We start from the raw sequence: 14112 nt of genomic DNA, 5'->3' as shown, positions 1-14112 counted from the left end.
TCAGGCGCTCTGGGATTGTTCCATGGACCGCAGACGGCTGAGGACTGACTCCAGTCTCGCCTTCGCCTGACGGTTATTCTCGAGGAGTTGCTGGCGCTCAGTTTGCCAGTTATGCTGACTGGCACGCAACAGTTGATTCTCCTGTTTCATGGCAGCGCACAAGGCAATCAGAGCATCGATTTTTTCTTCGAGGGTGTTCAGTTGATCGTCATTCATGATCGTGCCTGCAAGCAGCCGCAGCCTTTTTATACAACAGCCTGTACTATAGAGAGCTGGCACAGGCCGGTCAACTCGTTCGCCTCATCCACCAACAGAGTCAGTTAAACAGCATGAAAGCAGATACTGAATTGCGATTTGCCCAGGCGAAAAAACACCGCCAGGCTTTGTTCAAGAAACTAAAAAACAACAGTGTTGCCCTGCTGTCGGCCGCGACGCTTAAAACGCGCAGCCATGACACCGAGTACAGCTACCGGCAGCACAGCGACTTTTATTACCTGAGTGGTTTTGTTGAGGATCAGGCCATGCTGGCGCTGATCAAAAGGCCAGCCGGCAACAAAGTCGTATTGTTCTGTCAGCCTAAAGACAAGACCAAGGAAATCTGGAGCGGTATCCTGACCGGCCCTGATGCCGCCGTCGGTCAATTGCATATTGACGAGGCCTGGCCGATCGGCGAGCTGGACCAGCGCATGCCGGCACTGATAGACGGCAGCGAACGGGTCTATTACAGCATCGGTCAGGACGCGGCGCTGGATACCCGGGTATCCATGTGGGTCAATGATCTCCGAGCCCGGACGCGTCAGGGTGCGCGCGCGCCGGTCCAGTTTGAGATGCTGGATCCGCTGGTTCATGAAATGCGCCTGTTCAAGGACGCCGCAGAAGTCAAACTGATGCAGAAAGCCGCTGATATTTCGGCTCGAGCGCACTGCCGAGCCATGCTCGCAGCCCGCGATGGTCTGTACGAATATCATCTGGAAGCTGAGCTGCAGCACGAATTTATCAGTTCCGGGGCGCGTTTTCCGGCCTACAACAGCATTGTTGCTGCCGGCGCGAATGCCTGCATTCTGCACTACATCGAAAACAACAAGCCCCTGCGCGATGGCGATCTGGTGCTGATTGATGCCGGTTGTGAATATGAATACTACGCGGCGGACATCACGCGCACCTTCCCGGTCAGCGGCAAGTTCAGCAAAGAGCAGAAGGCGCTATATGACATTGTGCTGAAGGCGCAACTTAAGGCGATCGACGCCATCAAGCCGGGTGTCGCCTGGGATGAGCCCCACAATATTACAGTTCGCGTGATTACCGAAGGGCTGGTAGAGCTGGGTCTGCTGAAGGGCAATGTCAAGAAACTGATTGCGGACGGCGCCTATCGTGACTTCTATATGCATCGAGCCGGCCACTGGCTGGGCATTGATGTACATGATGCTGGCAGCTACCTGAAAGGTGATAAGTGGCGCCCTTACGAAGCGGGCATGGTTACTACCATAGAGCCTGGCATTTATGTGTCACCAGACAACAAAAAAGTCGCCAAAAAGTGGCGTGGCATCGGTATACGCATCGAAGATGATGTTTTGGTGACTCGTAAAGGCAACCGAGTATTGACTCATGCGGTACCCAAAACCACAGCAGAAATCGAAGCGCTGATGGCCGGGCGCCAGTAGGCCTCAGCCATAGTGCTGCAGCGGCGACACAGTGCCCGTCAGGCAGAAATCGCCAACGCGAAGCAGGCTCGGAGAACAGGATTGCAGTGACAGAAAAAAATCAACATTACGACGTCGTGGTCATCGGTGGTGGTCTGGTGGGTGGCAGTTTTGCGCTATTGCTGGCCGGCCAGAATCGGCAGCAAAACCTGCGAATTCTGCTGGTCGATGCAATGCCGCTGGCGACCGCTGCCGGGGAGCCGGACTTTGATGCGCGCAGCACGGCCCTGTCCTGGGGCAGTCATCTCATATATCGACAGGCCGGATTGTGGGACGACCTGGCATCTCATGCATGTGCTATCAAAGATATTCACGTCTCTGACCGTGGCCATTTTGGAGCCGCACGATTACACAACACAGATGTCGATGTGTCGGCGCTGGGATTCGTGATCGAGAACCGGCACCTGGCAGCGACGCTCAACAAACGCCTGCTTGAACATCCGGACATAGAAGTATGCTCGCCCGCCTCGGTGCAACGCGTTCGTCACACTGCCACTGGCATGCAGATCGAGGTGCAGGGCCAGGATCAGGTTGCCAGTACAATTGATGCCTCGCTAATGGTGCTGGCCGACGGTGGCCGTTCGGACATCTGCTCGCAACTGGGTATACAGCTGGAGCGAAAGCCGTATCAACAGCATGCCTTAATCTGCAACGTCGCCTTCGAACATCCGCATCAGGGGCTGGCTTTTGAGCGATTTACAGATACAGGACCGCTGGCGGTTCTGCCATTAAGTGACACAGAGCAAGAGCATCGCGGAGCGCTGGTGTGGACTGTGGCTGAACAGGAGGCTGCAGCAATCACTCAATTGCCAGAAGCGGGTTTTTTACATGCACTGCAGGAGAGGTTCGGCACAAGGCTGGGACGGTTTACCCGTGCTGGTGCCAGGTCTCTTTACCCATTGACACTGATGCTTGCCAGAGAACAGATTCGCCCGGGGCTGGTACTGCTTGGCAATGTAGCCCATACACTGCACCCGGTTGCCGGCCAAGGCCTGAATCTGGCGCTGCGAGATGCTGATGCGCTGGCGCAGGCACTGGCAGAACAGGCGGAAACACATGGGGCAGCTGCCGTTGGCGACTACCTGATGCTTGAGCAATACCTGCAGGCGCAACAGTCCGATCAGAATCTGACGGTCATGTTCAGCGACCTGACCACACGGCTGTTTGCCAATCGCAATCCGGCTATGGCGGCGGGCCGCAATCTGGGACTGCTGTTCATGGACGTCATGCCGCCAGCCAAACAGTGGTTTGCGCGGCAGGCTATGGGTTTGCGATAAGCGAGCGGATCTGCTCAATGCGTTCGCGATTGACACCCATGTCGCTGTAGCCAAGGCGTGAAGCCGACCTTACGTGAACCACTCCTTCGTGTGGGTTGGCCAGAAACTCCACGTCATCGACATAACCCATCAGGCGGCTGGTAAACTCGGCGTGTATATAACCACCAGAGTCTGTGATGATCTCCACGCGCTCCATCTGGTTCAATGCCTGTTTGACTGCTTCCGGCGTGCCTCTGATGGGTTCGATCGCATGACTGTCCCGGGTATCAAAACTGCTCACGCAATTAGGTGAGTCCGGGCAGGCCCGCAACTGACCATCCAGCGGGCCGAGATCGGCTGGCCGATCGCCGGCACAGCCAATAAGCGTCAAGAGTCCCATAATAAGCATGCCTCGCGCAAAGTGATTGGTCTGATTCCTGCTCATGGCGAATACTCCTGTATGTGAAGTGGGTACGACTGATCAGAAAACTGACCTGCAACAGCGCCCCTTGCTCAGCCGGTGATGACCAGCGCCAGTGATTCTGCAATCATCGCTGGTTTCTGCTGGCCGTCTATCTCGACGGTTGCCTGGTTCTTTAACAACCATTGACCAGGGTTTTTTTCCTCAATGCTCATCAATACAAACCGTGCACGTATACGCGAACCAACCCGAACCGGATTCAGGAATCGAACTTTGTCCAGGCCGTAGTTTATGGTGATGCGGGTGTTCTGAAGTCGTACATTGTTAGCTTCTGCACCCAGCATACTGAGCATGGATAATGTCAGATAGCCGTGGGCGATGGTGCCGCCAAAGGGCGTTTCCGCTGCAGCACGGGCCTCATCCAGATGGATGAACTGATGATCGCCGGTGGTATCTGCAAACTGGTTGACCTGTTCCTGGCTGATGGTATGCCACTGACTGACACCAGTTTCTGTGCCTATCAGCTCCCTGGCTGCTGCCGGGCTCAGTTGTCCGGACATATTATTCTCTCCTGCCTGCGTTGCCATATGATGGTAAAGTATCGGCAGTATTCAACAGAATGCAGCCCGCTTCAACTGATCTTTGGCAGCACGTAAATGAGTCAGCAAACGCACAGTCACATACAGCACGAGACCGAAATCGCCGTCGTTGGGGCAGGGCTGGTGGGTGCCACCATGGCGCTGGCGCTGGCTGACGCGGGCGTTAATGTGCTGTTGCTGGACGCTTCGCAGATGCCGACAGCTGAGCGGGAAGCGCAGCCGGGCACTGAGTCTTACGACCCGCGAGTGAGTGCCATTACACATGCCTCGCAACGCTTGTTCCGGCAGTTACAGGTCTGGCCGGCCATCGAGGCCCAGCGCAACTGCGCCTATACCCATATGCATGTGCGCGAAGCCGACGGCACCGGCCAGATCGATTTTGATGCCCGGGATGTGCATACCGACTCTCTGGGCCACATCGTCGAGAACCGGATCATGCTGTCGGCGCTGCAGCAGCGGATGGCAGAGTACCCAAACCTGCAGATACTGGCGCCGGTCACAGTCACTGCCTATCAGCAGGTGGCTCATTCCGGGACAGCTCTGAAGGCTGAGCTGACGCTGAACAATGGGGACACTTTACAGACAGAGCTGGTGATTGCTGCGGACGGTGCCAGTTCGCCGCTGCGAAGCATGGCCGGCATCGCCACACGGGAATGGGACTACGAACATCAGGCAATCGTCACGACCATTTGCACAGAGCAGGCACACCACAATACTGCGCGCCAGATATTCATGGATGAAGGGGTGCTGGCATTTCTGCCGCTGGCCGACCAGGCTGCACCGCAATCGCCGCAACGCTATTGCTCCATAGTCTGGTCGGTGATCCCGTCTGTGGCGGAGTCATTGATGTCCATGGATGACGCTGCCTTCTGTCAGGCACTGTCCAATGCCAGTCAGCACTGGCTGGGATCTGTGCAACACACGGATAAACGCTTTAGTTTTCCGCTGCGCCAGCGGCATGCGCGCCGCTACCATCAAGGTCCGCTGGTCCTGGTTGGTGATGCCGCGCACAGCATTCACCCACTGGCCGGCCAGGGCGCCAACCTGGGTCTGGCAGACGTCCATGTCCTGGCAGAAGAGCTGGTCCGGGCCCGGCGCAGTGGCCGTTCGCCGGCAGATCCGATTGTTCTGTCGCGCTATCAGCGCCGTCGCCAGCCCAACAACCTGAGCATGATGGTGACGATGGAGGCATTCAAGCGCCTGTATGCCGAGCAGCCCCTGCCAGTGCGCTGGCTCCGCAACACCGGCATGGACGCCGTCGACCGTCTGCCGGTCCTCAAACAGTTCCTGATTCGGCAGGCGTTGGGCTGATTGCGGCCAATCGATTGCAATATTTTCTAAAGAATCCCCTTCGGCGGACGATGACCTTAAGTAAGCCTAAATTGCCCCCGAGGATTTTCTCATGAGCCAAGAATCGCCCTGGCCGTTTGATGTCGACCTGAGCGCTCTCGACACTGGCAGTATTACCAATATCATTCTGGATATTGAGAACCATCTGCCGCTGCTGACCTCTGAAAACGACATGCAGGAATTGCTGCGCGTCAAAAAGCTCTTTGAAGAAGAATTGATGGAGGCGCGCAGACTGCACTGATTTGTGCGCCCTTGCGAGCCCGCCACTCCCGCGTTAGCTGAACAACCCCTTCATTCTGGATCCGCCGCGTCTCCCGCTCACCACCGCTGGAGCGCGTTCTCCTGTATTCCTGGCTTAAATTGCCCTATGCTGTCCGCTGCTCTGACATTTGGCGACGAGAGTGCGTATGCAGATACCACGAAGACAGCGTCAATTGTCGGCACAACATCAATAATAATGACTGTGGAGGGTTTTCTGTGAAGAAGCTGGTCAGTTTGTTTACCGTGGCATTGCTGGCTGTTGGCCAGGTGCATGCCGTCGATGAGGCGCGCCTTACTCAGGCTCTGAACAGTGCCGATCGCCCGGCAGCCGACAAAGAGCGCGATGCCTCGCGCCAACCAGTGGCTGTGCTGAGTTTTCTGGGCCTGGAAGAGGGCATGACCGCGCTCGATATCATGGCCTCAACAGGCTGGTATACCGAAGTCCTGTCGTACGCCGTGGGGCCCAATGGCACAGTACTGATGCAAAACAGCCCGGCCTCCCTGGGTATGCGTAATACTGAAGCCGGCGTGCAGGAGCGCCTGGCCGGAAATCGTCTGCCAAATGTGCAGCGCGTGAATCAGGGCTTTGACAGCCTGGGTATCGAGTCCGGCTCGGTGGATTTTGCGCTGACGGCGCTTAATTTCCACGATCTGTACAATGGCAACCCCGCCGCCGCGCAGGCCATGCTGGCTGCCGTCAAGGATGTGCTCAAGTCGGGCGGCATCCTGGGTATCATCGATCACCGCGGCAATGTGGGCGCCGACAATGCATCGCTGCACCGCATCACACTGGATGAAGTGGCCCAGGCAGTGACCGAAGCCGGGTTTGTCATCACGGGTGTCAGTGACGTGCTGCATGCCGATGACGACCCCAGGACAACCGGACCATTTGATCAAAGTCTGGGACGCAATACCGACCGTATCGTTGTGCGCGCCATGAAGCCCTGAGGCGTTGATGGCACTGGCAGCAACAGCGCTGCCAGCAGCGTATAATCGCGGGGTCACAGCCAGCCTGTCTGCAGGCTGGCTGTGACCCCGCTGGTTTTTGGACTGGTTTAACGAACAACAAAAGTAGACGTTTGAAAGCATCTCTCCCCAAATTGAGCCCGTTGCAGTGGCTGACACGCTTCGCATCCGTGTTTCGCTATAGCGGCGTCGCAATAGAAATCGTCTGGCGTGCCAGCCCGGCCCTGACCATTGTCATGGCGCTGGCGACGCTGGCAGCGGGGCTATTGCCGGCTGCCATTGCCTGGGTCGGCCAGCTGATTGTTGACGCCGTTGTTGCCGCCATTGAGGCCGATGGTGCCGCCCGCGATGCGCTGCAGACCCAGCTCCTGCAATATGTGCTGATCGAGGCAGGACTGGTGGTGCTGATGACCGGCGCCCAGAAAATCAACACAGTGTGCCAGTCCATCCTGCGCGCCCTGCTGAGCAACGAAGTCAATGTGATGATTCTGGAAAAGGCATTGACGCTGGAGCTGGCCAATTTCGAAGACTCTGAATACTACGACAAGCTGGTGCGCGCACGACGAGAGGCCTCCAGCCGCCCACTGAGCCTGGTCATTGCGACCTTCGATCTGATTCGTGATGGAATCTCGCTGATCAGTTATGGCTTCCTGCTGCTGCAGTTCTCCATCTGGGCGGTTCTGCTGCTCAGCTTTGCCGGTGTGCCCGCCTTTATGGCTGAGGCCAAATACTCGGGTGAAGCATTCCGCAACCAGCGTCGTCGATCCTCAGAGCGCCGTATGCAGGTCTATCTTGAAATGGTGCTGACACGCGAGGACGGCGTGAAAGAGGTCAAGCTGATGCAGCTGGGCCGCCTGTTCCTGCAGCGCTACGTAGATATATTCAAGAATATCTACAAGGAAGATCGCAATCTGGTCCTGCGCCGCGGGTTTTGGGGTTATATGCTGGGCCTGATTGCCAGCGCGGCTTTCTATTTTGCTTACGGCTGGGTCGCGTTCGCAGCGGTTGCCGGTGCCATCACGCTGGGCCAGATGACCATGTATATTGCGGTGTTCCGTCAGGGTCAGGGCGCGGTCACCAGTTGCCTGGCGTCGATCAACAGGATGTATGAAGACAACCTCTACCTTTCCAACCTGACTGAATACCTGGGTCACAACGTGCCCGAGCCGACTGGCGACAGGACCGAGGGGCCACAACCCGAAGATGGAATCCGTTTTGAGCAGGTCAGTTTCCATTACCCGGGGGCTGAGCGGCCAGCTCTGAATGCCATCGATCTGCATATTCGTCCTGGCGAAAGTCTGGCCATCGTTGGTGAGAATGGGTCTGGCAAGACGACGCTGATCAAACTGCTGACGCGGCTCTACACACCAACAGGTGGTCGCATTCTGTATCAGGGGCTGGATCTGCAGGAGTGGGATATCAACGCACTGCGTGAAAAGCTGGGCGTCATTTTTCAGGATTTCGCCCGCTATCAGCTAAAGGTTGGTGAAAACATTGGTGTTGGTGACAAAGAGTTTATAAATGATCGGCCGTTGATCGAAGAGGCAGCTGAAAAGGGCCTGGCAGCCGAATTCATCAAACATATGCCCGCCCAGTACGATACCCAGCTGGGTACCTGGTTTCGCGATGGGCAGGACCTGTCAGGCGGGCAGTGGCAGAAGATCGCGCTGGGCCGTGCCTTTATGCGTAGCCGCGCCGAGGTGCTGATTCTGGATGAACCAACAGCTGCTATCGACGCGCGTGCCGAAGCCGACATTTTTGCGCACTTTCGCGAATTGACCGCCAATCGTATCTCGATCATCATTTCCCACAGATTTTCGACGGTACGTATCGCCGATCAGATCGTGGTTATGGAGCATGGCCAAATCCTCGAGCGCGGTGATCACGAGAGCCTGCTGGCACTGGGCGGCCAGTACGCCACACTGTTCGAACTGCAGGCCAAAGGCTACCAGTAAACGCCGTCACGGAGCATTCCGCGAATCAGCCAGGTTAGCGAATTTCACCAAGCTTTTTCAAAATCCTTAGCCTAACTCGCCTCTTTACATCTCTTCAGATAAATATAATCAATATATATCAGTGGCTTATAATTCTGGCACGATATGTGAATTGCTCATGCTATCACCCACTCATTTGCAGCGGGTTCTGGACAAATCACAGGCAGTGAGCAATGAACAACACAGGCATTATCGATCTTTTTACCCGACATAAAGTGGCAGCCAACCTGGTGATGATCATGATGATCCTCTCCGGGCTCTGGGCATCGACACGCATCAATACCCAGCTTGACCCATCTGTGGAATGGCCGGTTGTCATTATCAATGCCAACTGGCCCGGCGCCTCGGCCGAGGACGTTGAACAACTGATTGTGGTGCCGGTTGAACAGCAGGTCCGCACCGTGATCGGCCTGCAGCAGATGTACTCCACCAGTACCCAGGGTAGCGCAAACATTCGACTCGAGTTCATGTTTGACACAGACCTGAGCAAGGCGCTCGAGACCGTAAGTGATCGCGTCGCGCAGATTCGCAATCTGCCAGGCGACATGGAGCCGATGGTGGTGCGCCGTGGTATGTCCTACGAGCCTATTGCCTCCCTGATTGTTGCCGGAGGCTCCAGTGTGTCAGAACTGGTACCACTGGTGCGTCGATTCGAGCGCGAACTCTATGCCGCCGGCGTTGACCGCATTGAGTTCAGTGGATTGCCGGAAGAAGAAATGGCCATACAGGTAGGCAGTCGCGATCTGCTGGCCATGAATACCACGCTGGATGCGCTGGCGGGTGAAGTACGTTATCGCAGCATGGACGTACCAGCGGGTGTTGTTGCGCGCAGCCAGGGTGAAATGCAGTTGCGAGGGCTGGATCAGCGCCGTGGGATTAATGAATTCGAGCGTATGGAGATTCAGAATCCCCAGACCGGTGAGCTGATCCGGCTCGGCGATGTCGCCCAGGTAGAGAAGCGCGCCAAAGCCGGACAGCCCTTGCTCAGCAAGGATGGCAGCCCTGCCATCGAAATGAACCTGTATCGTGTAACTAACTCGGATGCTTTGCTGTCCGCTCGCATCCTGCAGCAGTGGATGGACCAGACTCAACCGCAATTGCCCGATGGCGTTACCGTGGAAACCTACCAGGAAGTCTGGGTACTGCTGAAAGAGCAGCTGGAAGTAATCGCCAGTAATGCATGGTCTGGCCTTGTGCTGGTTGTGCTGACACTGTTTGTGTTCCTGAATACACGTACTGCGGCCTGGGTCACGGTGGGTATTCCCGTCAGCTTTCTGTTCGCAACCATGCTCTACTATTACGTGTTCGGCGGCAGCATCAACATTCTCGCCCTGATCACATTCATCATGGCACTAGGTATTGTGGTTGACGACGCGATTGTTGTTGGCGAGGACGCTGTCAGTCTGCACGAGCAGGGCCTGAGCCCCGATGAGGCAGCGTCTGGTGCAGCAAAACGCATGTTCATGCCGGTGATGACTTCGTCGCTGACCACACTGGCCGCTTTTGTTCCGCTGCTTATCACTGGTGGCGAAATGGGGGCAGTCATTCAGACCATGCCGATGGTTCTGTTCTGCGTCATCGTGGCGTCTCTGGTTGAATGCTTTATCGTGCTGCCGGCACACCTCAAGCACAGCTTCAAACAGATGGGTCGTAAACCGAAGTCGAAATTCCGTCAGAAGTTCGATGCTGCTTTCTTTGGATTCCGTGACCGCTACTACAAACCGGTGCTCACCCTGGCGCTGGCGCGACCTGGCACTACGCTGCTGACCGCAATCGGCTGTGTGGTTCTTGCCTTCAGTCTGGTGATCGGCGGTCGGGTGGGCGTTAATTTTGTGCTGGGTATGAGTCTGCAGATGCTGGAAGCAAATGTCAGTTTCACCATGGACGCCACCGAGGTGCAGCGACGTGAGTTCATGCGACACCTGGAACAGTCAATGCAGCAGACTGACAGTGAGAATGGCAATGTCAACATCAATGGTTACTACGTGCGTGAGAATGTTGCCCGTATCAACCAGGAGAACAAGTCAGGTGCCCAGTTCGGTTCCATGCGTGTCGAGTACGCATGGGAAGATGTCTACCAGGTCGCACCACAGGAGTTCGTCAATGCATGGCAACAGCGCGTCGTACGTCCACCGTATGTCGAGCAGGTACTGCTTGAGGTGCGTGGGGGAGCCAACGGTGGTGCGCCGGATATTTCCCTGGTTCTTAGAGGGGACGACATCAACACACTCAAGCAGGCTTCCGAAGAACTGCAGGCGGCCCTGAGCAACTACGAGGGAGTGAGCAACGTCTTTGATAACCTGCCTTACGGGCGCGATCAGATGATCTTTGATCTGACTGCCCAGGGTCAGGCACTTGGCGTCACCACTGCCTCACTCGGCCAGCAGCTGCGTGCGGCCTACTATGGCAACCGCGTGCAGATATTCAACCAGAATAACAGCGAGCTGGAAGTCATGGTCATGCTGCCTGACGAGGAACGTGACCATATCGCTTCACTGGGACAATTCCCGGTGCGAACGCCGCAGGGAGAAGTTGTTCCATTACGCCAGGTCGCCCATCTTTCCACCCGTCGTGGTATCGATGTCATCAATCATAACAACGGGTCGATGTCAGTGATGGTCAGTGCCTCCGTGGACAGTCAGGTGAACAACGCCGAGCGTGTACTGGCCTCCGTGCGCGAGACAGTATTACCACAGATCAATCAGCGGTACGGTCTGAGTTCTGATGTCGGCGGTAATAACCTGCGCAATCAGCAACTGTTGGAGACCATGCAGATGGGTGGCATGTTGACGCTGATCTTCATCTACCTGATTCTTGCCTGGTCGTTCTCTTCATACGTATGGCCACTGGCAGTGCTCACCGCGATTCCGCTGGGCCTGACGGGTGCAATTGCAGGCCACTGGGTCATGGGTGTGGACCTGGGCATGATGTCGATGCTGGCATTCTTTGCGCTGACCGGTGTGGTGGTCAACGACTCTATCGTGCTGGTCAGTTTCCTGCGCCGGGAACTGGAAGCCGGCAAAGCACTGGTCGACGCAGTGAGCAGCGCTGCACTGTCACGTTTCCGCGCTGTCTGCCTGACCTCGCTGACCACAGTGGCAGGCCTGTCGCCGCTGATGTTCGAACAGTTCAGCCTGGCCATCTACATGGTACCGATTGCCATAACGCTGGTGTTCGGTCTGGCATTTGCCACCTTGTTGGTGCTGCTGGTTGTGCCAGCGCTGATTGTGATGATTGAACGCATTAAAAACAGACTCGGCAGACTCAAACCTGCCACCCAGGCTCAGGTGTTCGAGCCAAGTAAAGAGGGACTTTGATATGCAAGGCGATAACAACTACGGGCAACAGATATTCTGGGGGCGTCAGCTCAACAGATTCAGATACATTGGCACTAAAGCCGCGGGTGTATTGATCCTGGGCATGTTTGTGCTGACCAGTGCGCTGGTGGTAGCGACCGGGCCGGAGGCGGCACCTGTTGAACGCGCCGAGCGCGAGTGGCCGGTAGCCGCCAGCGTCGTACAGCCAGCAGCCATGTCACCCACATTACAGGCGTATGGCAGGCTGGAATCCGATCAGCAGGCGACATTGCGTGCCGGCCTGACCGCCGATGTCTCTGCAGTTCACTTCCGTGAGGGCGACTGGGTTAATTCAGGTGACGTTCTGCTGGAGCTGGATCCGCGTGAGGCCGAACTGGCTCTGCGTGCCGCCCAGGCCGCGGAGCGACGGGCCGAGGCCAGTCTGAAATCTGTTGTCAGCGACTACGAATTGGCCGAGACGCTGGCTACCCATCATGAAGATCAATTGCGCATTGCCAGAGAAAAGCTGCAGCGGTTTGAGTCGCTGCACGCACAACGCATGATCGCAGACGCGCAACTGGATGAAGTTCGTCATGAGGCAACCGAGCGCGCCATGGTCCATGCCAGCCATCAGGCAACACTGGCTGACTACCCCAATCAGATTGCCCAGGCCGAAGCAGTACTGGAAGAAAGTCGCGCCAGTCTGGCAAGAGCTGAGCTGGACCTGCGCCATACTCAGGTGGCGGCACCGTTTAATGGCCGCATACTCAGTCTGGGGGTTGCGGTCGGTGACCGCATCAGTGTCGGAAGTGAGCTGCTGCAGGTAGCGGACTACGACCGCCTGCAGGTGCGCGCGTCACTGCCAATCGAAATGGCAGCGCAACTGCGTGGCAGTCTGCAAAACGGCCAGGTAGTGACTGCGACAATTAACGATGTCACATCAGCGACCGGGCAATCTACTCAGGTACTGGAATTAAAGGGACTGGCTGGCAACGTCAAATCCGGACAGAGCGGCATTGACGGCTTTTTCAAGGTGCCTGCGGATGCCACACTGGCACTGGGTGAGGTAGTAAACCTGAATGTGCGTCTGCCGGTTGAGCGAGATGTTGTCGCTGTGCCGATGCATGCCATTTATGACAACGACCGCATCTATCGGATTGATCACAGCCGTCTGGAAGCGGTGCAGATCGAGCGCGTTGGTGAACATATCGATCAGCAGGGTAACTACCATGTACTGGTCCGTTCCCAGTCCCTGACCGCGGGCGACCAGATCATGGTTTCTCAACTGCCCACTGCCATGACCGGCTTGCTGGTAAATCCGGTGACCGAATCGGCACTGGCCGACAGCGCGCCGCTGCAGCCAGGTGTGGCTGCCGTCAGCAGCATCAACTGACGACTGGCCACGCTGGTGCCCTGGCACTGGTAGTGCCGGGCGTGCCAGCGTGGTATTGTCCTCCGTCAAAACTGAACACGCTTGACCGTGCCGCAACTGGGCACGGTCAGTCTGCTTACGGAGGAACAGAGAATGTCACAGCTATTGGCCAATCAGGGCATCATCATTACCGGAGGAACACGCGGCATCGGTAAAGCCATCGCCGAGGCCTGTCTGGCAGAAGGTGCCCGAGTGTTGATCACCGGCCGTTCTGAAGAGAGCGTTAACAAAGCGCTGGAGGCTATCGGTCACGATGCCCTGACTGGCAGCGTCGCTGATGTGGCCAGCGAGGAAGACACGGTGCGTGTCTTCGAACTCGCCATGCAACAGTTCGGTAAAGTCGATGCTGTGGTCAACAATGCAGGTATTGCCCGTGCCGGCGCCATTCAGAACCTGCGCGCCAAGGATTTCCAGATGGTCATGGATACCAACCTCACCGGCGCCTTCCTTTACAGTCGCGAAGCCTTCCGTGTCATGAAAGATGCCGGCGGTGGGCGTATTCTCAATATCGGCAGTATCTCAAGTCAGACCCCGCGTTTCGGTTCAGTCCCTTACACCACCAGCAAGTTCGGTCTGCAGGGCATGACCCGTGCGCTGCAGGTCGAGGGACGAGAACTCGGCATCATGGTAAGCTGTTTGCACCCTGGCAACGTACATACTGACATCTGGGACAAAGCGCCAAAGTCTGTTGTTGATGAGCCCAAAATGCAGGTGGCAGATATTGCCCGTGTGGCAGTGCTGATGCTGAGCATGCCGCCGAACTCCACCATAATCGATGCCACCGTGCTTGATCCCAGACAGCCATTTCTGGGCCGTGGTTGAACCATCCAATTCAAG

12 protein-coding genes are annotated in these 14112 nt (G+C 56.6%); 9 read left to right on the top strand and 3 right to left on the bottom strand.

Going from position 1 to position 14112, the window contains the following annotated elements:
• Positions 1 to 216 (bottom strand): TIGR02449 family protein, encoded by a 216-nt coding sequence (locus LVD14_RS02440; protein ID WP_237132444.1) that lies wholly within the window; start codon positions 214 to 216, stop codon positions 1 to 3.
• Between the two features lie 113 nt (positions 217 to 329).
• On the opposite strand from LVD14_RS02440, the gene pepP reads away from it, so the two are divergent.
• Positions 330 to 1661, top strand: a complete 1332-nt coding sequence (gene pepP / locus LVD14_RS02435; protein WP_237132443.1) for a Xaa-Pro aminopeptidase — start codon at positions 330 to 332, stop codon at positions 1659 to 1661.
• Between the two features lie 86 nt (positions 1662 to 1747).
• The gene (ubiH, locus tag LVD14_RS02430; RefSeq protein ID WP_237132442.1) at positions 1748 to 2977 is read left to right on the top strand and encodes a 2-octaprenyl-6-methoxyphenyl hydroxylase; all 1230 of its coding nucleotides are present in this window, start codon (positions 1748 to 1750) and stop codon (positions 2975 to 2977) included.
• Here the strand turns inward: ubiH and LVD14_RS02425 are convergent.
• Together LVD14_RS02425 and LVD14_RS02420 are read right to left on the bottom strand one after the other, a co-directional pair.
• The gene (locus tag LVD14_RS02425) at positions 2961 to 3401 is read right to left on the bottom strand and encodes a DUF1499 domain-containing protein (protein WP_237132441.1); all 441 of its coding nucleotides are present in this window, start codon (positions 3399 to 3401) and stop codon (positions 2961 to 2963) included. The genes ubiH and LVD14_RS02425 overlap by 17 nt on opposite strands.
• A gap of 68 nt (positions 3402 to 3469) precedes the next feature.
• Positions 3470 to 3937: a MaoC family dehydratase gene (locus LVD14_RS02420; RefSeq protein ID WP_237132440.1), complete on the bottom strand. Its 468-nt coding sequence runs from the start codon at positions 3935 to 3937 to the stop codon at positions 3470 to 3472.
• 120 nt (positions 3938 to 4057) lie between these two features.
• On the opposite strand from LVD14_RS02420, the gene LVD14_RS02415 reads away from it, so the two are divergent.
• From LVD14_RS02415 to LVD14_RS02385, 7 genes are all read left to right on the top strand, one after another.
• Positions 4058 to 5287, top strand: coding sequence for an FAD-dependent monooxygenase (locus LVD14_RS02415; RefSeq protein ID WP_317622691.1), 1230 nt, complete (start codon positions 4058 to 4060; stop codon positions 5285 to 5287).
• Between the two features lie 91 nt (positions 5288 to 5378).
• The gene (locus LVD14_RS02410) at positions 5379 to 5567 is read left to right on the top strand and encodes a hypothetical protein (protein WP_237132438.1); all 189 of its coding nucleotides are present in this window, start codon (positions 5379 to 5381) and stop codon (positions 5565 to 5567) included.
• 236 nt (positions 5568 to 5803) lie between these two features.
• Positions 5804 to 6535: a class I SAM-dependent methyltransferase gene (locus LVD14_RS02405; RefSeq protein ID WP_237132437.1), complete on the top strand. Its 732-nt coding sequence runs from the start codon at positions 5804 to 5806 to the stop codon at positions 6533 to 6535.
• A gap of 161 nt (positions 6536 to 6696) precedes the next feature.
• On the top strand, positions 6697 to 8508 hold the full coding sequence (locus tag LVD14_RS02400; RefSeq protein ID WP_317622690.1) for an ABC transporter ATP-binding protein: 1812 nt from the start codon (positions 6697 to 6699) through the stop codon (positions 8506 to 8508).
• A gap of 212 nt (positions 8509 to 8720) precedes the next feature.
• Positions 8721 to 11864 carry an efflux RND transporter permease subunit gene (locus LVD14_RS02395; protein WP_237132435.1) on the top strand — a complete coding sequence of 1048 codons (3144 nt, stop codon included), beginning with the start codon at positions 8721 to 8723 and terminating at the stop codon, positions 11862 to 11864.
• A gap of 1 nt (position 11865) precedes the next feature.
• Positions 11866 to 13236 (top strand): efflux RND transporter periplasmic adaptor subunit, encoded by a 1371-nt coding sequence (locus LVD14_RS02390; RefSeq protein ID WP_237132434.1) that lies wholly within the window; start codon positions 11866 to 11868, stop codon positions 13234 to 13236.
• 132 nt (positions 13237 to 13368) lie between these two features.
• On the top strand, positions 13369 to 14097 hold the full coding sequence (locus LVD14_RS02385) for an SDR family oxidoreductase (RefSeq protein WP_237132433.1): 729 nt from the start codon (positions 13369 to 13371) through the stop codon (positions 14095 to 14097).
• Positions 14098 to 14112: the final 15 nt, after the last annotated feature.

This window comes from Pseudohongiella sp. O18 (assembly GCF_021729085.1).
GTDB lineage: Bacteria > Pseudomonadota > Gammaproteobacteria > Pseudomonadales > Pseudohongiellaceae > Pseudohongiella.
This window is presented reverse-complemented; position numbering and strand designations above follow the sequence as displayed.